Source organism: Bradyrhizobium sp. ISRA436 (assembly GCF_029910015.1).
GTDB lineage: Bacteria > Pseudomonadota > Alphaproteobacteria > Rhizobiales > Xanthobacteraceae > Bradyrhizobium.
This window is the reverse complement of sequence record NZ_CP094519.1, coordinates 3,602,777-3,619,980: the sequence shown is the minus strand read 5'-3', so window position 1 is coordinate 3,619,980 and position 17,204 is coordinate 3,602,777. Positions and strand designations below refer to the sequence as shown.

Sequence of the window (17,204 nt, the reverse complement as noted above, 5' to 3'; positions counted from 1 at the left end):
CGCCACGGAGACCACCCCAATGGCGAAAAAGTCCAGCAAATCGAAGCTCTCAGGCGACCTGCAACTCGGCCGCGCGGTGGAGTGGCCCGACGCGCCCGAGAAGGCGAGGCTCGACCGCGTCCCCAATCAGCAGGCTGATACCGATTATCTGGTGCGGTTCACCGTGCCGGAATTCACCTCGATCTGCCCGGTGACGGGACAACCCGACTTCGCGCATCTGGTGATCGACTATGCGCCGGGCCGCTGGCTGCTCGAATCCAAGTCGCTGAAGCTCTACGCCGCAAGCTTCCGCAACCATGGCGCGTTCCATGAGGACTGCACGGTCATGATCGGCCGGCGGATATCGGACGAGATCAAGCCGAAATGGCTGCGCATCGGCGGCTACTGGTATCCGCGTGGCGGCATCCCGATCGACGTGTTCTTCCAGACCGGACGATTGCCGAAGGGCCTCTGGGTTCCAGATCAGGGTGTCGCGCCTTATCGCGGGCGGGGCTAAGCGTTCGCGCTCACGGTTCCACGTCAGGCCGCGCCGCCGCATCGGCGGGCCGCCGCTGCTTCAGGAATTTGGCACAAACAAAGCCGAGCACGACCATCACTGTGGCGGCAGCGACCAACGTCGGTGTCTTGCCGGCGTGCTGGAGGCCAAAGCCGTAAGCGATCGGGCCGACAGTCTGCCCCATGAAAAAGAAGAACGAATGCAGCGACAGCGCCGTGGCGCGCGCCTCGACGGACAACTCGCTGGCGAATACCTGCAGGCAGCCGTGGATCATGTAGAAGCCCCACCCCATCACCAGGAGGCCGAGCATCTGCAACTTCCAGCCTGGTCCGAACGCGACGAAGCCGAGTTGCAGCCCGACCAGCGTGGCGCCGACGACCATCATCCCTCTGACACCGAGTCGCGGCAGCAGCCGCGACACCGTCAGCGTGTAGAACAGGCCGCCGATCGCGAAGCCGGCAATCACGATGCCGGCGATCGACAGCGAGGTTTCGCCGAGCTGGAACAGGAACGAGGCGATGAAGGGAAACAGCCCGAGCACGCAGCAGCCTTCAATAAAGACCGCCGAGTAGCAGAAGCGCGCGTTGGGGTTGGTGAAGATCGTGCGGTAGCCGTGGCGGAGCGTGGTGAGGCTCGTTCGCGCCGCATGGGTCAGCGCGGCACCGCGAAAGCCCGCGGCCACTGCAAGCGCGACGATGATCACGAGACCGCCGAGCACGGCGAGCACGCCGCGCCAGCCGAGCAAATCGCCGATCAGCCCCGAAGCCGTTGCACCGAGCAGGTTGCCCGTCATCGAGCCGGCGAGTGTCCGCCCGATCGCGATCTGCCGCTTGTCGGGCCCGACGAGATCGCTGGTCAGCGACAGCGCCACCGGAAACACGCCGCCCGAACCGATGCCGGCGAGCACACGGGTCACGAACAGGATCGGAAACGACGTCGAGAGCGCGCCGAGAACGTTGGCGAGGCCGAGCAGCATCAGGCAGATCGTCATCAGCCGCGCCTTGCCGAACAGGTCGGCGGCGGCGCCGATCGCCGGCTGGACGATCGCGAAGGTGAAGGCGAACACCGCAGCGAAGCTCGCAGCGGTCGCGATGCTGACGCCGAAATCCTCGGCGACGTGCGGCAGCACCGGATCGAGCGCACGCACCGACAGGCTCGCCGCGAACGTCGCCAGCGTGATGACGTTGAGAACTGGCGGCATGCCGCTCGTTGCGGTCACCTCGGCATCCGCCCTGTCAGGCTGTCGACTTCGCCAGCGTGTCGAAGGCCATCAGTCGCCTGACGAGGGATTCGAAATCGCGCAGCGGCACCATGTTCGGGCCATCGGACGGCGCATGATCCGGGTCCGGATGGGTCTCGATGAAGACGCCGGCGACGCCGACCGCGACGGCTGCGCGCGCAAGCACCGGCACGAATTCGCGCTCGCCGCCCGACGAGGTGCCCTTCCCGCCCGGCTGCTGCACCGAATGGGTGGCGTCGAAGATCACTGGCGCGCCAGTGGTGCGCGCAAGGATCGGCAGCGCGCGCATGTCGGAGATCAGCGTGTTGTAGCCGAACGATGCGCCGCGCTCAGTGACGAGGACATTGGCGTTGCCGGCGCCGGTGATCTTGGTGACCACGTTCGCCATGTCCCACGGCGCCAGGAACTGGCCCTTCTTGACGTTGACGACCTTGCCGGTCGCGGCCGCCGCCAGTAGCAGATCGGTCTGTCGGCACAGGAAGGCCGGGATCTGCAGCACGTCGACCGCCTGCGCCACTTCGGCGCACTGACCCGGCTCATGCACATCGGTGAGCACAGGCAACCCGAGCGAAGCGCGGATCTCGGCGAAGATCGGCAGCGCCTGCGCCAGCCCGATGCCGCGCGCGGCGGATGCGCTGGTGCGATTGGCCTTGTCGAACGAGGTCTTGTAGACCAGCCCGATCTTGAGCCTCGCGGCAATCTCCTTCAGCGCAGCGGCGACTTCGAGCGCATGCGCCCGGCTCTCGAGCTGGCAGGGACCGGCGATGATCTGTAGCGGCAGCGCATTGCCGAACTGGACCGATCCGACGGCAACGACGGGCGCGGCGGCCTGCGCGGAAACCTGATTAGTCAAAATGCAGCATCCTTTTGATCGGCGACCATGCAATCTCGTTCGTGATGGATCAAGTCACCTCCCGCGATGAAGGGGTTGCGCCGACGCCGTGGGTTGTCCCTGCTATCACAATCCTGCCTCAACCGCCCCTATACGCTTGATCTGGAACCGATACCATGAGGGAAGGATGCGCATATTGCTCCTGACGGCAGCTACAGTCGCCTTTTCCACGGTCTCAGGACTGGCCTGTGCGCAGAGCAGCAGCCAGCCCGGCGTGGTCACGAGCGGTGCCGCCGGCGTCTTCATCAACGGCAAGCCGATGGTCCGCGAAGGCGATCAGACATCGGGTTGCGCGAACTAGCGATTCTGTGGATTGGAGTGCGACGCGATCGGATCGCGTCGCACTCGTCCCTGAGCACCAGCTTACTTGACCGCAGAAAACGACGTCGGCACCAGGAGCTGGTTGACGATGTTGAGCACGATCTGGCCATCCTCCTCGGTCTTGGCGCGCGCAGTGATCCATTCCGGATCGTTCTGGAACGCGGTCCACTTCTTCTCGCGCTCGGCAAGAGACTCCCAGGCGAGCAGATAGGTCAGCTCCTGGTTGGATTCGCCGACCAGCGTCGTGAAGAAGCCGGCCTGCCTGATGCCGTGCTTGTCCCAGAGTTTGAGCGTGATGGTCTCGAAGCGCTTGAGCAGCGCCGGCAGCCGGCCCGGCAGGCAGCGATAGACGCGGGTCTCATAGATCATCGGCGATCCTCCCTGATGTGTTGCGCGGGCGGTTATAGCGAGCGGGTTCCCGGCTGTCTTGAGGGGTGGCAACATGGCACCCCTGCCGGCCGCAGCCGGACCATTTCCCGCAATGCTGCGGCAATGTTACTGGCCCTAAAACGGGCCGTTCGGGACATGCGGTTGAAGGTCTGGACCTTGAGGACATGCGGATTTTGCTGGTTGAAGACGAGGCGGAGATGGCGGCGGCACTGTCGCAGGCGCTGAAGGGCTACGACATGGTGGTCGACCATGTGCCGACCCTGGCCGAGGCCGAAGAGGCGATCTCCGCCGACGTCCACGGCGCGGTGCTGCTCGACCGCCAGCTCCCCGACGGCGACGGGCTTGCGCTGATCCCGAAGCTGCGCGCCCGGGCCGACGGCGTGCCGATCATCGTGCTGACCGCGCGTGGCGATCTCGCCGATCGGGTCGCAGGTCTCGACAGCGGCGCCGACGACTATCTGGCCAAGCCCTTCGCGGTGGAGGAATTGCTGGCCCGGCTGCGCGCCGTGCTGCGCCGTCCCGCCAGCCTGCAGCTCGACATCATCAGGGCCGGCCGCGTCGCCTTCGACACTGGCCATCGCGAGGTCAGCGTCGGCGGCCGCCCACTCGAGCTGCCGCGCCGCGAGCTGCTGGTGCTGGAGGCGCTGCTGCGGCGCATGGGCCGCACCGTGCTGCGCCCGGCACTGGAGGAAGCGGTCTACAATTTCGACGACGCGATCCAGTCGAACGCGCTCGATACCCACGTCTCGCGGCTGCGGCGAAAACTTGCCGACGCCGATGCCGGTGTCGAGATCCACAGCATTCGCGGCGTCGGCTATCTGCTCAAACAGACCTCATGAGCGAACAGCCGGATCATTATTGCCTCCGCTCGCAACTGAGCTGGCGGCTGGTCACGCTGCAGGCGGGGCTGCTGGCGGCGCTCGTCGTCGTCCTGATCGGCGCGCTGTGCGCCTCCGGCGTGCTGGTCGTTCCGCGCGACGAGGATCACGTCATCGCCATCGTGCAACGCGCGCTCGCACGTGACGCGCAGGGCGGCCTGCTGCTGCGCCCGACGGCGGAGCTGAAGGAGCTTCGCGAAGGCACGCCCGACCTCTGGTTCCTGGTGCGCGACCGCCAGGGACGTTCATTGTCCGAAGGCACAGTGCCGCCCGAATTTGCCAGGATCGGTGACGCGCTCGACCAGATCAGCCAGGCCCGGCTCGGCTGGCAGATGTTCGAGGACGATCCACGCAAGCAGCCGGCGCGATTGAAGCGCGTCAATTCCGACGCCGGCCCGGTGCAGGTGCTCACGGCAACGCAGGGGCCGATGACGGGCGCGAGGACGGTGCTCGCCACCGCGCTGGCTTTCCTCGCCATCGCCCTGCCCGTCCTGCTTCTGATGGCTGCCGCGACCTTCGTGGCGACGCCGATCGTGGTGAGGCGCGCCTTCGCCGGCCTCGACACGACGGCGGACCAGGCGCGCCAGATCGATTTCCGCGAGCGCGGAAGCCGGCTGTCGGCGGACCACCTGCCGCTCGAGGTCGCGCCGCTGGTCACCGCGATCAACGACGCGCTGAAGCGGCTCGATGACGGTTATTCGCGCCACCAACGCTTTGTCGCCGACGCGGCGCACGAATTGCGCACGCCGATCGCGATCCTCAACACGCGCCTGGAGTCGCTCCCCTCCGGTCCCGAGAAGACGCGGCTCATCGAGGATGCGGCGCGTCTGGCCACGCTGGCCGAGCAGTTGCTCGACATCCAGCGCTTCGACCAGTGCCGCAATCCGTTTGTACACGTCGATCTCGTCGCGGTCGCGCGCAACGTCGCGGCGGACCTCGCGCCGCTTGCAATCGCGGCCGGCTACGAGCTGTCGGTCGAGACCGACGGCGACCGCGTCGAGACGCTCGGCGACCGCGCCGCGCTGGAGCGTGCGCTGACCAATCTGGTGCAGAATGCGGTCCAGCACGGCGGCCGGCGCGGCGCCATCACCCTTCGTGTCGGCCGCCCCGCGACGATCGACGTGACCGACGAGGGTAATGGCATTCCACCGGACCAGCGTACGCTGATCTTCGATCCGTTCTATCGCCTGGCGCCGCTCGATCGCGGCGCCGGCCTCGGGCTCAACATGGTGCGCGAGATCGCGCGGCTGCATGGCGGCGATGTTTCGGTGCTCGACGGCCCGACCGGCGGCGCGTGCTTTCGCCTGACATTGCCTCCGGCTCCGAACACGAAGTGACGCTCTGCGCCATCACGCAATGCTGTCGCAATGCAGACCCTGCAAAACAGACCACGCCTCGCAATCGAAGCGGGGCGCGACGACACATTGCCGGGAATGCCCATGTCACACGATTTCCTCTCCTTCTTCACGGCCTGGATGGCGGCGCCTAGCCGCGTCGGCGCGATCGCGCCGTCGGGTGCCGCACTCGCCGAGCTGATCACCCGCGACATCACCGCCGACACCGGACCGATCCTGGAGCTTGGTCCGGGAACCGGCGCGTTCACCTATCAGTTGCTGAAGCGCGGCGTTCGCCAGCAGGATCTGACGCTGGTGGAGTATGGCTCGGATTTCATGCGGCTGCTGCAGCTTCGCTTTCCCGGCGCCCGCGTGCTGTGGATGGACGCATCGCGGCTGGCCTCGGAGCGGCTGTACCGGGGTGCGCCGGTCGGCGCCGTCATCAGCGGGCTGCCGCTGCTCAACATGTCGCCGCGCAAGGTGATCTCGATCGTCAGCGGCGCGTTCAGCTATCTCCGCCCCGGCGGCGCGTTCTATCAATTCACCTATGGCATGCGCTGCCCGGTGCCGCGGCCGATCCTCGACCGGCTCGGCCTGCGCGCCACGCTGGTCGATCGCGCGCTGCTCAACGTGCCGCCCGCCGCGGTCTACCGGCTGACGCGACGTCCGCAACCGAAGTTTGTCGCATCGAGTGCGGCGCCTCCGCTTCCCAAGAGGCAGCAGATCGCAGATCGGGGCGTCGGCCAGATACGGCCGAGCACGGTGCCTGCCTGACCCAGCGCTATCGCCTGCACGGCCGTCGTCACCGGAGCCAACAGCCGGTTTGGTATCGACGTCAAACGTGCCTCATTCTTCCGGCCATCACTCTGGTTTCCACACCGACCAGAGCAGCACCATAGCCGACCGCTGTTGGCGCGGGCCAAGCGAGACAGGCCTGGAGTCACTGCGCGCACACGAACCAAGCCTGTGCGCGCAGTCCAGACCAGTCCTACGGGACCTTTTGGTCCATTTCGGGCCGCAGGACGACACTTTCCTGCGCCGTTGCTTCGCTGCGTGCGCCGACGAACACGGCGGGTGCCGCACCTCGGTTCACCGCAACGTGCAACATGTTTGCCGGAACAAAGATGTAGTCGCCTGGATGTACGACGTCGCGATACTGAAGTTGATCGCCGGTCCACAATTCGATTTCTTCACCGCTGAGCATATAAAGCGCAGTTTCGTGGCACTCGTGAACGTGCGCCTTGGTTCGCTTCCCGGGCGGGAGCGTGATCACTCCGAGCCAGATTGACTTCGAGCCGACGGTCTCGGCGCTTACTCCGGGCTCGTAGTCGCTCCCCTGCTCTGCCCGATAACCAGCGCTGCTCCTGACCACCGCCCCTTTGCGCGGTGCAGTGATCGGCTTGTCGTTGCTCGTAGCCTCAAGGATCGTCATTGAAACCTCCTGTTCGACGTGTAAGCTGACGCCAATAATTCGAGGTCCAATCGCCAAAAGTCTTGAATGCAAAGCCGAAATGTTCCGAATTTTCGCAAAACCGGCTGGTCACAGGCATGTCCACAGACTTCGCTTTCGGCCCATTTGTCCTGGATAGGCAATACGGAAAGCTTCTTCGAGAAGGCCGGCCAGTACCTGTCAGCAGCAAAGGTCTGCAATTGCTGTCGGCGCTCACAGCGTCCTCCGGCAAGGTGCTGACCAAAGCCGAATTGATGCGGGCCGGATGGGGTGACGCAGCCGTCGAAGAGAGCAATCTTTCCGTTCAGATCGCGGCGCTCAGGAAGCAATTGGGGCCGACCGCCGAGGGCGGAGATTGGATCACAACGGTTCCGCGGGTTGGTTATCGCTTCGCCGGCGCCCTGAAAAAGGAGCCGACGGAAAGGATCGCTGAGCCCAGCCTGGCAGGGACTGAGCGTGAGCATCGACCGTCGATCGCCGTTCTGCCGTTCGTCGATTTGAGCGGCGAGAAGGAGCAAGAGTATCTTGCCGACGGCATCACTGAAGACATCATTACCGCTCTGACGCGGTTTCGCTGGCTTTTCGTCATCGCACGCAATTCGAGCTTTACCTATAAGCACAAATCGCTTGACGCAAAGCAGATAGCGCAAGAACTGGGTGTGGAGTATCTGATCGAAGGAAGCGTGCGCAAGTCCGCCCAAAAAATTCGAATTTCCGCGCAACTCGTCGAGGCCATATCGGGCAAACACATCTGGGCGGAGCGCTATGACCTGGAAATGACCGAAGTGTTTGCCATTCAGGACGATATTGCAGAGCGCGTGGTCGGCGCAATTGAGCCGGAGCTACTCAAGACAGAGGGTGCGCTGGCGGCTCGACACACCGGCAACATAACTGCTTGGGACACAGTGCGCCGTGGGACCTGGCATTTTCATCAGGTGACCCGCGAGAATCATCTGAAAGCCCGAGAACTGTTTCGTCAGGCTGCCAGGCTCGATCCCGAACTTCCGGAGGGGCATCTGTGGCTCGGCCGGGTCAGCGCCGGCCTGATTGCTTACGACTGGTCGGACAATCGCATTGCGGATTTGCAGGAGGGCACGGAAGCGGCCTTGAGAGCAGTTCAGCTTGATGAGCGAAATCCCTATGCGCATTACGCGCTTGCAATCGTCAGTGCGTATGCGGAACGCTTTGAGCAGTCGATTAGCGCCGCCAGAAAAGCGATTGAAATCAACCCCAGCTTTGCGTTGGGTCATCTCGTTTTGGGAATGGCGCTCCTGTTCAGCGGACACGCATCTGAAGCGATTGGACCAACAGAATATGGGCTACGACTGAGCCCATACGACCCGCAAAATTTCGTCTGGTTCAACATTCTTGCGCTTGCACGTCTTTTTTCCGGGCGCGCCGAGGCGGGTCTCGAGGCGGCGGCGCGTGCATTTCAGGTCCGGCCAAATTGGTGGGTCAGCCTGGAGGTCCTTATCTGCTGCTATACCGCACTGGGAAAATCGGACGAAGCACGACGTTGCGCGCAACAGATGGCAACCCTGACGAAGCAGCCCGGTGACGTGCTCGCTCCCCTCAAGGCTCACAACCCGGCGTGGATCGAGCAAATAACCAGTGCCCTGCGGACGAACACTTGGTGCAGCAGGTAAGCTGCGATTCGATTGGGCCCGATCGTCGTCGCGGCCAAACCAGAAGCTCTGGATTCCCGTTTTGACGCTGAAACAAGCGATCAGACCAATCGGCTCTGCTTCGCTGCCGCCTCGATGAAGGACGCGAACAGCGGGTGCGGCTCGAACGGCCGCGACTTCAGTTCGGGATGGAACTGGACGCCGATGAACCACGGGTGGTCCTCGTACTCGACGATCTCCGGCAGCACGCCGTCAGGCGACATGCCTGAGAAGCGCAGGCCGTGCTGTTCGAGCCGGTTCTTGTAGGCAGTGTTGACCTCGTAGCGATGGCGATGCCGCTCGGAGATCTCGGTCGCGCCGCCATAGACCTGCGAGACCCGGCTGCCGCGCGTCAGCGCCGCGGGATAGGCGCCGAGCCGCATGGTGCCACCGAGATCGCCGCTCTGCGAGCGCTTTTCGAGTTCGTTGCCCCGCAGCCATTCGGTCATCAGACCGACCAGCGGCTCCTTGGTCGGGCCGAACTCGGTCGAGTTGGCTTCCTCGATGCCGACCAGATTGCGGGCCGCCTCGATCACGGCCATCTGCATGCCGAAGCAGATGCCGAAATACGGCACGTCGCGCTCCCGCGCGAACTGCGCCGCGCGGATCTTGCCCTCGGCGCCGCGCTGGCCGAAGCCGCCGGGCACCAGGATGCCGTTGACGTGCTCGAGGAACGGTGCCGGGTCTTCGTTCTCGAACACTTCGCTCTCGATCCAGTCGAGATTGACCTTCACCTTGTTGGCGATGCCGCCATGCGAGAGCGCCTCGATCAGCGATTTGTAAGCATCCTTCATGCCGGTGTACTTGCCGACCACGGCAATCGTCACCGCGCCTTCCGGATTGCGGATGCGCTCGTTGATGACGTTCCAGCTCTGCAGCGCCGGCGGGACCTTGGCGGTGATGCCGAACGCAGCGAGCACCTCGTCGTCGAGGCCGGCGGCGTGATAGGCCTCGGGCACTGCGTAGATGTTGTCGACGTCGCGCGCCTCGATCACGGCGCTCTCGCGCACATTGCAGAACAGGCCGAGCTTGCGCCGCTCCTCCTTCGGGATTTCGCGGTCGGTGCGGCACAGCAGGATGTCCGGCTGGATGCCGATCGAGCGCAGCTCCTTCACCGAGTGCTGCGTCGGCTTTGTCTTGAGTTCGCCGGCACTTGGAATATAGGGCAAAAGTGTCAGGTGAATGTAGACCGCGTGATCCCGCGGCAGCTCGTTCTTGAGCTGGCGGATCGCCTCGAAGAACGGCAGGCCCTCGATGTCGCCGACCGTGCCGCCGATCTCGACGAGCACGAAGTCGTACCCGTCATTGCCGTCGAGCACGAATTCCTTGATGGCGTTGGTGACGTGCGGGACCACCTGGATGGTGGCGCCGAGATAGTCGCCGCGGCGTTCCTTGGAGATGATGTCCTGATAGATGCGCCCGGTGGTGATGTTGTCGGCCTTGGTGGCCGGCCGCCCGGTGAAGCGCTCATAGTGGCCGAGATCGAGATCGGTCTCGGCGCCGTCATCGGTCACGAACACTTCGCCGTGCTGATAGGGCGACATCGTTCCGGGATCGAGATTGAGATAGGGGTCGAGCTTGCGGAGGCGGACCTTGTACCCGCGAGCCTGCAACAGTGCGCCGAGCGCCGCTGAAGCCAGACCCTTTCCGAGCGAAGAAACCACGCCGCCGGTGATGAAGATGTACCGCGCCATGGGACTTTACCTTTAATCCGACTCCTGCGATTCGCAAAACGAATCGCCTGCTCCCGACAAACAACCTGCCGGGTTGTGGGTGACGTTAAATTGAAAGCGATTTCAGAGCATTGATGGGGGTTTTTGATGCAGGGTGCCAGAGCGTCATCCTGCATGGCCACCCTGCTTTATTGCGACCGCGGCGCCTGCGGACCAGCCGGGGCGTGCTGGCCCTGCTGCTCGTCCGCCTTCTTCAGCGAATCGAGGATGCCGCCGGAGGTCGGCGCGCTGATCGGAGCCGACGGAGTAGCCGGCTGCTGCGACTGCGCCGGCGCCCCGGTGCCGATGATCGAGCTCGGCTTGCGGTCGTAGCCTGCGTACCAGGACAGGAACAGGCTGGTGACGAAGAAGCCGACCGCCAGCACCGCCGTGGTCCGGGTCAGCAGATTCGCCGTGCCGCGGCTCGACATGAAGCCGGCGCCGCCCCCCATGCCGAGGCCGCCGCCTTCCGATTTTTGCAGCAGCACGGCGCCGATCAGCACGGCGACGATCATGAGGTGGATGACGATAGCAACAGTCTGCATTGCGAGCCTTCCGTCACAAGCCCGGAAGCGGCCGGGACAATCGGCGCTATCGGCTTTACGGGTTTTCGTGAAGTCGCGCCCTGTTACACGATTGCACCGGGCATTGTCACCCCCGAGATAGTCGCAGGATTGACGATAACAAGCGATCCGGACCCCTGCGCCCGAAGGCTTGATCGGGATCGTCAAATTCCAGTATAGTAGACATATGGATACTTTGATAGACGACCTGAGCCAGCGCCTGGCGCAGCGCATCAGGCTCGAGCGCGACGGCCGCGGCTGGTCGCTGGCCGAGCTCGCCGAACGCTCGGGCGTCTCCAAGGCCACCATCAGCAAGATCGAGCGCGCCGAGGTCAGCCCGACCGCGGTGGTGCTGGTGCGGCTCGCTGCCGCCTTCGATCTCACGCTGGCAGGGCTGATGCTACGGGCCGAGGGCCAGGGCGAGCGGTTGTCGCGCGCCGCCGCGCAGCCGATCTGGCGCGATCCAGAAACCGGCTATCTGCGCCGCCAGGTGTTCAGCCGCCCCGATCATCCGGTCGAGCTCGTGCGGGTCAAACTGCCGCCGAAGCAGGCCGTCACCCTGCCCGCCTCCTCTTACGCCCATATCCGCCAGCTGGTCTGGGTGCTCAGCGGCGGCCTTGTCATCACCGAGGGCGGCACCCGCCATGAGCTCGCCGCCGGCGATTGCCTCGGCTTCGGTCCGCCGGCGGACACGACCTTTGCCAACGAGACCAACGCCGGGTGCACCTATGTCGTGGCCCTGGCCCGGAGCTGATGCATGTCGACCTTTGCCATCAAGCCGCTCGATGATGCGCCGCCAATCCGCAGCGCGCTCGGCGAGTTGCTTGTCGAAACCGTCGCCAGCGGCGGCTCGGTGAGCTTCATGCATCCGCTGCCCTTCGATGACGCCTGCGCATTCTGGAGGGATTCGCTCGGCTCCGCCGCACGCGGCGAGCGCGTCGTGCTCGGCGCATTCGACGGCGAGGCGCTGATCGGCACCGTGACGCTGTTGTTGAAGCTGGCGCCGAACCAGCCGCATCGCGCGGAGATCGCCAAGATGATGACGCGCCTCAGCCATCGCCATCGCGGCGTGGCGACGGCCTTGATGCGCGCCGCCGAACAGCTTGCGGTCGCGCACGGACGCACCCTGCTCGTGCTCGACACCGCGGTCGATGACGGTGCCGCCCCGCTCTATGAGAAGCTCGGCTTTCAACTCACCGGCATCATTCCGGATTACGCGCTGAAGCCGCATGGCGGCCTCACCGGCACGATGATCTATTGGAAGCGGATCGGCGACGCGCGCGATCCGCGCTCCTCCAGCGACAAAGGCGAAGCCTTTGCGCGGGAGTAGCGGTAGGAGAGGTCAGTGTCCGGCGCGTGCCGCCTAACAGCCTGCCGCGATCGCGAGGAAGTCGGACGCCTTCAGGCTGGCGCCGCCGACCAGCGCGCCGTTGACATTGGCGACGGCCATCAGCTCCGCGGCGTTCGACGGCTTGACCGAACCACCATAGAGAATCCGGATCTTCTCGCCCTCGCCCTTGAAGCGATCGGTGAGCACACCGCGAATAAACCTGTGCACGTCCTCGACATCCTTGGCGGTCGGAGTGAGGCCAGTCCCGATCGCCCAGACCGGCTCATAGGCCACCACCAGATTGGCCGAGGTCGATCCGTCAGGCAGCGAGCCCTTGAGCTGGGTGCCGCAGATATCGAGCGTCTTGCCGGCGTCGCGCTGCTCGCGCGTCTCGCCGATGCAGACGATCGCGGTCAGGCCCGCCCGCCACGCGGCCTCCGCCTTCTGGCGGACCAGTGCATCGGTCTCGCCGTGGTCGGCGCGGCGCTCGGAATGGCCGACAATGATCGCAACAGCGCCGAGATCCCCAAACATTTCCGCCGACAGGTCGCCGGTGTGGGCCCCGGACGGCTTGGGATGGCAATCCTGGGCACCGACGGCGACCTTTCCGCCGCGCGCCATGTCGGCAAAGGCCCCGACCAGCGTCGCGGGCGGGCAGACCAGGAGGTCGGCCTTTCCGGCGAGGTCGCCGGCCCCCGCCAGGACAGCCTCGAACTCGGCCATGGAGGATTTCAGGCCGTTCATTTTCCAGTTGCCGGCGATCAGCGGCCGGATGGCATTGGTCATGTCAGGATTCCCATCGATCAAGCGTCCCCATGCGCTAGCAGAGGCCGTGGCGGACTTCCAGAGAGCGGCGTCGCCCCGGCCGCGCGGCGATTAACCGCTTCAATCCGGCCGCGAGCACAAGGTTGCGGGGGAATGGCCGCCACTTTATGATGGCTTTTCAATTCGGTGACGCCCTGCTGCGGGACATCAGCTTCGGCTAGAGCTCCCCCATTTGGGCACGACCCGGTTCCCCTCCTGCAAAACAAGTTGGACCTATGCTTCGAGGAATGCGGAAAGCCTCATCAAACTGGCTCGGCAAGACGATTATGGCCGTTGTGATGGGCGTTTTGATCGTCAGTTTCGGAATTTGGGGCATTGCCGACATTTTCAGGGGATTCGGACGGTCGACGCTGGCAAAGGTCGGTGGGACCGAGATTTCGACCGAGCAGTTCCGCCAGATCTATACCGACCGCCTGCAGCAGCTTGGCCGCCAGTTCGGCCGTCCGCTGACCCCGGAGCAGGCGCGCGCCTTCGGAATCGACCGCCAGGTGCTGCAGCAGACGCTCGCGGAAGCCGCGATGGATGAGGAAGCGCGCCGCATGGGCCTCCACCAGTCCGATGCCGAGGTGCTGCGCACGATCTACAACGATCCGACCTTCAAGGGCCTCAACGGCCAGTTCGACCCCCAGCGCTTCCAGGCCGTGATCCGCAACTACGGCTATACCGAAGGCCGCTACATCGCCGAGCAGCGCCGCGTCGGCCTGCGGCGGCAGATCGCCGGCACCATCTCGGCCGGAGTCGAGCCGCCGAAGTCGATGGTCGAGGCGCTGACCCGCTTCCGGAACGAGCAGCGCTCGATCGACTACATCAGCCTCGGCGCCGCCCAGGCCGGGACCATCGATCCGCCCTCGCCCGAGGCGCTCGCCGCCTATTTCGACGAGCACAAGGCCCAGTTCCGCGCGCCCGAATACCGCAAGATTTCCTTCGTTGCGGTCACGCCCGAGGCGATCGGCAAGTGGGAAACCGTCTCCGACGACGACGCCAAGAAAATCTTCGAGCAGCGCCGCGACCAGCTCAGCACGCCGGAGAAGCGCGAGATCTCACAGATCGTGTTTCCGAACATGGAGGAAGCACAGGCTGCGCGCGCCCGCATCACCTCCGGCACGTCGTTCGACGACATCGCCAAGGAGCGCAAGCTCAACCTGTCCGACGTCAATCTCGGATTGGTCCCGAAGTCTGCGATCCTCGACCCGGCCGTCGGCAATGCCGCCTTCTCGCTGCCTTCGGGCGAGGTCAGCCAACCGGTGAAGGGTGAATTCGGCGTGGCGCTGGTCAAGGTCGGCAAGATCGAGCCCGGTGTGACGCCGAGCTATGAGAGCGTCGCGGCGCAGATCAAGAGCCAAATCGCCACCGAGCGCGCCCGCGCCAAGGTCTCCGAGCTGCGCGACAAGATGGAAGACGAGCGGGGCGGCGGCGCCAGCGTCGTCGAGGCCGCGCAGAAGCTCGGACTGACGGCCGTCACCGTCGACGCGGTCGACCGCTCGGGCCGCCTGCCGAACGGCCAGCTCGCACCCAACATTCCAAAGGGCCTCGACGTGGTGACGCAGGCCTTCAACAGCGACGTCGGCGTCGACAACGACCCGATCCAGTTCGAAGGCGGCTATGTCTGGTACGACGTTCTCGGCATCACGCCGTCGCGCGAGCGCAAGCTCGACGAGGTCCGCGAACAGGTCGAGGCGAAATGGCGCGAGGACCAGATCTCGAGCCGGCTGCGCGCCAAGGCGACCGATATCGTCCAAAAGCTCGACAGCGGCAGCAAGCTCGCCGACGAAGCCGCCGCTGCCGGTGTCAAGGTCGAGACGGCCGCAGACTTCCGCCGCGATGCGACGCCGCCCGGCGTGCCGGCCGCCGTGGTCACCGCGGCGTTTCGCACCGCCAAGGATGGCGACGGGCAGACGCCGACCGCCGGCGGCAGCCAGTGGATCGTCTTCCGCGTCACCAACGTGACCGACCCACCGGTCGACTTCGCCTCCAACGCGGTCAAGCAGCTCACCGAGGCCGTGCGGCGCTCGATGAGCGACGAGCAAGTCGCGCAATACGTCACGAAAATCGAGTCCAATATCGGCATGAGCATCAACGAGGCCGCCTTCGCACAGGTGACAGGCGCGAATAATTGAGCATGATCCGGAAACGGGACGCCGGTTCTCCGCGCGACGCACGCGACGCGCTTGCGTGGAGATCAAGCTCCAACGAGAGACCTGGACCAGCGAATGGACGACCTGAAATCGATCATCGGAAAAGTCGCCACCGGCGCCACGCTGACGCGTGAGGAGGCGGCATCCGCCTTCGACAGCATGATGTCGGGCGAAGCCACGCCCTCGCAGATGGGCGGCCTGTTGATGGCGCTGCGGGTGCGCGGCGAGACCGTCGAGGAGATCACCGGCGCTGTTACGGCGATGCGCGGCAAGATGCTGCGGGTCAACGCCCCGCCGGAGGCCGTCGATATCGTCGGCACCGGCGGCGACGGCTCCGGCTCGGTCAACGTCTCGACCTGCGCGGCCTTCATCGTGGCGGGGGCCGGAATCCCCGTCGCCAAGCACGGCAACCGGGCGCTGTCGTCGCGTTCGGGCGCGGCCGACGTGCTGGCCTCGCTTGGGGTCAAGATCGACCTGACGCCCGATCAGGTCGGACGCTGCGTCAGAGAGGCCGGCATCGGATTCATGTTCGCGCCCTCACATCATCCCGCCATGAAGAATGTCGGCCCGACCCGGGTCGAGCTCGCCACCCGCACCATCTTCAACCTGCTCGGGCCGCTGTCGAACCCGGCCGGCGTCACGCGGCAGATGGTCGGCGTGTTCTCGCGGCAATGGGTGCAACCGCTGGCGCAGGTCTTGAAGAACCTCGGCGCGGACAAGGTCTGGGTCGTGCACGGCTCGGATGGACTCGACGAGATCACCCTCACCGGCCCGACCTTCGTCGCGAGCCTGGAGAATGGCGAGATCAGGACATTCGAGGTGACGCCTGATGATGCCGGCCTCGGCCGCGTCGGCGGCGAGGCGCTGAAGGGCGGCGACGCCGACGCCAATGCGATCGCGCTGTCGAACGTGCTTCAGGGCAAGCCGAGCGCCTATCGCGACGTCGCGCTGCTCAACGCCGCTGCCGCGTTGATCGTGGCCGGCCGCGCGAAGGACCTCAGGGAAGGTGTCGCGATCGGCGCGCAGTCGCTCGACAGCGGCGGAGCCGCCGCGCGGCTGAAACATCTGGTTGCCGTTTCCAACAGCTGACACATGATCCGACCAAGTGGGAACCGGTTTGTCGATAGGACCATGCTCTAAAGAGGGCCCGCGATGTCCGACATCCTGAGCAAGATCGAGACCTACAAGCGCGAGGAGATCGCCGCCGCCAAGCGTGCGCGTCCCCTCGCCGACATCGAGGCGCAGGCGAAAGCGGCCCCAACCCCACGCGGCTTTGTCCGCGCGATCCGCAACAAGCATGCCAGCGGCGACTACGCGCTGATCGCGGAGGTGAAGAAGGCCTCGCCCTCGAAGGGGCTGATCCGCGCCGACTTCGACCCGCCCGTACTCGCAAAAGCCTATGAAGCCGGCGGCGCGGCGTGCCTGTCTGTTCTCACCGATGCGCCGTCGTTCCAGGGCCACCTCGACTTCATGGCCGCGGCGCGCGCGGCAACCGGCCTGCCGGTGCTGCGCAAGGATTTCATGTTCGACACCTACCAGGTGGTGGAAGCCCGCGCCCACGGCGCCGACTGCATCCTGATCATCATGGCCGCGCTCGACGATGCCGCCGCCAAGGATATCGAGGACGCCGCGATCGCGCATGGCATGGACGTGCTGATCGAGATCCACGACCGCGCCGAGCTCGACCGCGCGCTGAAGCTCCGCTCGCCGATGATCGGCGTCAACAACCGCAATCTCCGCACCTTCGAGACCACGCTCGCGACCAGCGAAGCACTGGCGCCGCTGATCCCGCGCGACCGTCTGATGGTCGGCGAGAGCGGCATCTTCACGCCCGACGACCTCGCCCGGCTCGAGCGCGTCGGCATGTCGACCTTCCTGGTCGGTGAGAGCCTGATGCGGCAGCAGGACGTCACCGCGGCGACGCGCGCGCTGCTGACGCGGCAGGCTGCACCGCGCGCAACCGGCACGCGCTGA

General features: G+C 65.3%; 18 protein-coding genes. 11 read left to right on the top strand and 7 right to left on the bottom strand.

Translation table 11 applies throughout. The annotated features are described in order from the left end of the window. The first annotated feature begins 19 nt into the window (after positions 1-19). Positions 20-496, top strand: coding sequence for a preQ(1) synthase (gene queF, locus MTX23_RS17155; RefSeq protein ID WP_280977844.1), 477 nt, complete (start codon positions 20-22; stop codon positions 494-496). 10 nt (positions 497-506) lie between these two features. Here queF and MTX23_RS17150 read toward each other — a convergent pair whose 3' ends face one another. After that, complete coding sequence (locus tag MTX23_RS17150; protein ID WP_280978101.1) at positions 507-1,697, bottom strand: MFS transporter; 1,191 nt, start codon at positions 1,695-1,697, stop codon at positions 507-509. Positions 1,698-1,731: 34 nt separating this feature from the next. Next, entirely contained in the window at positions 1,732-2,589 is an 858-nt protein-coding gene (kdsA, locus tag MTX23_RS17145; protein ID WP_280977843.1) for a 3-deoxy-8-phosphooctulonate synthase, read from the bottom strand. 166 nt (positions 2,590-2,755) lie between these two features. Between kdsA and MTX23_RS17140 the strand changes: the two genes are divergently transcribed. Beyond that, positions 2,756-2,929: a PAAR domain-containing protein gene (locus MTX23_RS17140; RefSeq protein ID WP_280977842.1), complete on the top strand. Its 174-nt coding sequence runs from the start codon at positions 2,756-2,758 to the stop codon at positions 2,927-2,929. A gap of 62 nt (positions 2,930-2,991) precedes the next feature. Here MTX23_RS17140 and MTX23_RS17135 read toward each other — a convergent pair whose 3' ends face one another. Beyond that, positions 2,992-3,318 carry an NIPSNAP family protein gene (locus MTX23_RS17135; protein ID WP_280977841.1) on the bottom strand — a complete coding sequence of 109 codons (327 nt, stop codon included), beginning with the start codon at positions 3,316-3,318 and terminating at the stop codon, positions 2,992-2,994. A 185-nt stretch (positions 3,319-3,503) separates the two neighbouring features. Here MTX23_RS17135 and MTX23_RS17130 point away from each other — a divergent pair, with 185 nt between their 5' ends. The 3 genes from MTX23_RS17130 to MTX23_RS17120 all read left to right on the top strand — a co-directional run bounded on the left by MTX23_RS17130 (position 3,504) and on the right by MTX23_RS17120 (position 6,325). Beyond that, positions 3,504-4,178: a response regulator transcription factor gene (locus MTX23_RS17130; protein WP_280977840.1), complete on the top strand. Its 675-nt coding sequence runs from the start codon at positions 3,504-3,506 to the stop codon at positions 4,176-4,178. Next, positions 4,175-5,554 (top strand): HAMP domain-containing sensor histidine kinase, encoded by a 1,380-nt coding sequence (locus MTX23_RS17125; protein WP_280977839.1) that lies wholly within the window; start codon positions 4,175-4,177, stop codon positions 5,552-5,554. The genes MTX23_RS17130 and MTX23_RS17125 overlap by 4 nt, the downstream gene beginning before the upstream one ends. Positions 5,555-5,656: 102 nt before the next feature. Further along, positions 5,657-6,325: an rRNA adenine N-6-methyltransferase family protein gene (locus MTX23_RS17120; RefSeq protein ID WP_280977838.1), complete on the top strand. Its 669-nt coding sequence runs from the start codon at positions 5,657-5,659 to the stop codon at positions 6,323-6,325. A 214-nt stretch (positions 6,326-6,539) separates the two neighbouring features. On the opposite strand, the gene MTX23_RS17115 is transcribed toward MTX23_RS17120, so the two are convergent. Next, on the bottom strand, positions 6,540-6,983 hold the full coding sequence (locus MTX23_RS17115; RefSeq protein ID WP_280977837.1) for a cupin domain-containing protein: 444 nt from the start codon (positions 6,981-6,983) through the stop codon (positions 6,540-6,542). A gap of 116 nt (positions 6,984-7,099) precedes the next feature. Between MTX23_RS17115 and MTX23_RS17110 the strand changes: the two genes are divergently transcribed. Then, positions 7,100-8,647: a winged helix-turn-helix domain-containing protein gene (locus tag MTX23_RS17110; RefSeq protein WP_280977836.1), complete on the top strand. Its 1,548-nt coding sequence runs from the start codon at positions 7,100-7,102 to the stop codon at positions 8,645-8,647. 80 nt (positions 8,648-8,727) lie between these two features. Here the strand turns inward: MTX23_RS17110 and MTX23_RS17105 are convergent, their stop codons facing one another. Continuing rightward, positions 8,728-10,359 carry a CTP synthase gene (locus MTX23_RS17105; RefSeq protein ID WP_280977835.1) on the bottom strand — a complete coding sequence of 544 codons (1,632 nt, stop codon included), beginning with the start codon at positions 10,357-10,359 and terminating at the stop codon, positions 8,728-8,730. 167 nt (positions 10,360-10,526) lie between these two features. Then, positions 10,527-10,922 (bottom strand): preprotein translocase subunit SecG, encoded by a 396-nt coding sequence (gene secG / locus MTX23_RS17100; RefSeq protein ID WP_280977834.1) that lies wholly within the window; start codon positions 10,920-10,922, stop codon positions 10,527-10,529. A 205-nt stretch (positions 10,923-11,127) separates the two neighbouring features. On the opposite strand from secG, the gene MTX23_RS17095 reads away from it, so the two are divergent. Beyond that, positions 11,128-11,694 carry an XRE family transcriptional regulator gene (locus MTX23_RS17095; RefSeq protein WP_280977833.1) on the top strand — a complete coding sequence of 189 codons (567 nt, stop codon included), beginning with the start codon at positions 11,128-11,130 and terminating at the stop codon, positions 11,692-11,694. 3 nt (positions 11,695-11,697) lie between these two features. Further along, on the top strand, positions 11,698-12,270 hold the full coding sequence (locus MTX23_RS17090) for a GNAT family N-acetyltransferase (RefSeq protein ID WP_280977832.1): 573 nt from the start codon (positions 11,698-11,700) through the stop codon (positions 12,268-12,270). 33 nt (positions 12,271-12,303) lie between these two features. On the opposite strand, the gene tpiA is transcribed toward MTX23_RS17090, so the two are convergent. After that, positions 12,304-13,056 carry a triose-phosphate isomerase gene (tpiA, locus tag MTX23_RS17085; RefSeq protein ID WP_280977831.1) on the bottom strand — a complete coding sequence of 251 codons (753 nt, stop codon included), beginning with the start codon at positions 13,054-13,056 and terminating at the stop codon, positions 12,304-12,306. Between the two features lie 254 nt (positions 13,057-13,310). On the opposite strand from tpiA, the gene MTX23_RS17080 reads away from it, so the two are divergent. The 3 genes from MTX23_RS17080 to trpC all read left to right on the top strand — a co-directional run bounded on the left by MTX23_RS17080 (position 13,311) and on the right by trpC (position 17,204). Next, positions 13,311-15,212: a SurA N-terminal domain-containing protein gene (locus MTX23_RS17080; RefSeq protein WP_280977830.1), complete on the top strand. Its 1,902-nt coding sequence runs from the start codon at positions 13,311-13,313 to the stop codon at positions 15,210-15,212. A 93-nt stretch (positions 15,213-15,305) separates the two neighbouring features. After that, complete coding sequence (gene trpD / locus MTX23_RS17075; protein ID WP_280977829.1) at positions 15,306-16,319, top strand: anthranilate phosphoribosyltransferase; 1,014 nt, start codon at positions 15,306-15,308, stop codon at positions 16,317-16,319. A gap of 63 nt (positions 16,320-16,382) precedes the next feature. Then, on the top strand, positions 16,383-17,204 hold the full coding sequence (gene trpC / locus MTX23_RS17070) for an indole-3-glycerol phosphate synthase TrpC (protein WP_280977828.1): 822 nt from the start codon (positions 16,383-16,385) through the stop codon (positions 17,202-17,204).

Excerpts from the sequence above, each read along its gene's own strand:
- queF (WP_280977844.1), top strand. The coding sequence starts at position 20 with ATGGCGAAAAAGTCCAGCAAATCGAAGCTCTCAGGCGACCTGCAACTC.
- MTX23_RS17150 (WP_280978101.1), bottom strand. The coding sequence starts at position 1,697 with ATGCCGCCAGTTCTCAACGTCATCACGCTGGCGACGTTCGCGGCGAGC.
- MTX23_RS17140 (WP_280977842.1), top strand. The coding sequence starts at position 2,756 with ATGCGCATATTGCTCCTGACGGCAGCTACAGTCGCCTTTTCCACGGTC.
- MTX23_RS17135 (WP_280977841.1), bottom strand. The coding sequence starts at position 3,318 with ATGATCTATGAGACCCGCGTCTATCGCTGCCTGCCGGGCCGGCTGCCG.
- MTX23_RS17130 (WP_280977840.1), top strand. The coding sequence starts at position 3,504 with ATGCGGATTTTGCTGGTTGAAGACGAGGCGGAGATGGCGGCGGCACTG.
- MTX23_RS17125 (WP_280977839.1), top strand. The coding sequence starts at position 4,175 with ATGAGCGAACAGCCGGATCATTATTGCCTCCGCTCGCAACTGAGCTGG.
- MTX23_RS17120 (WP_280977838.1), top strand. The coding sequence starts at position 5,657 with ATGTCACACGATTTCCTCTCCTTCTTCACGGCCTGGATGGCGGCGCCT.
- MTX23_RS17115 (WP_280977837.1), bottom strand. The coding sequence starts at position 6,983 with ATGACGATCCTTGAGGCTACGAGCAACGACAAGCCGATCACTGCACCG.
- MTX23_RS17110 (WP_280977836.1), top strand. The coding sequence starts at position 7,100 with ATGTCCACAGACTTCGCTTTCGGCCCATTTGTCCTGGATAGGCAATAC.
- MTX23_RS17105 (WP_280977835.1), bottom strand. The coding sequence starts at position 10,359 with ATGGCGCGGTACATCTTCATCACCGGCGGCGTGGTTTCTTCGCTCGGA.
- secG (WP_280977834.1), bottom strand. The coding sequence starts at position 10,922 with ATGCAGACTGTTGCTATCGTCATCCACCTCATGATCGTCGCCGTGCTG.
- MTX23_RS17095 (WP_280977833.1), top strand. The coding sequence starts at position 11,128 with ATGGATACTTTGATAGACGACCTGAGCCAGCGCCTGGCGCAGCGCATC.
- MTX23_RS17090 (WP_280977832.1), top strand. The coding sequence starts at position 11,698 with ATGTCGACCTTTGCCATCAAGCCGCTCGATGATGCGCCGCCAATCCGC.
- tpiA (WP_280977831.1), bottom strand. The coding sequence starts at position 13,056 with ATGACCAATGCCATCCGGCCGCTGATCGCCGGCAACTGGAAAATGAAC.
- MTX23_RS17080 (WP_280977830.1), top strand. The coding sequence starts at position 13,311 with ATGCTTCGAGGAATGCGGAAAGCCTCATCAAACTGGCTCGGCAAGACG.
- trpD (WP_280977829.1), top strand. The coding sequence starts at position 15,306 with ATGGACGACCTGAAATCGATCATCGGAAAAGTCGCCACCGGCGCCACG.
- trpC (WP_280977828.1), top strand. The coding sequence starts at position 16,383 with ATGTCCGACATCCTGAGCAAGATCGAGACCTACAAGCGCGAGGAGATC.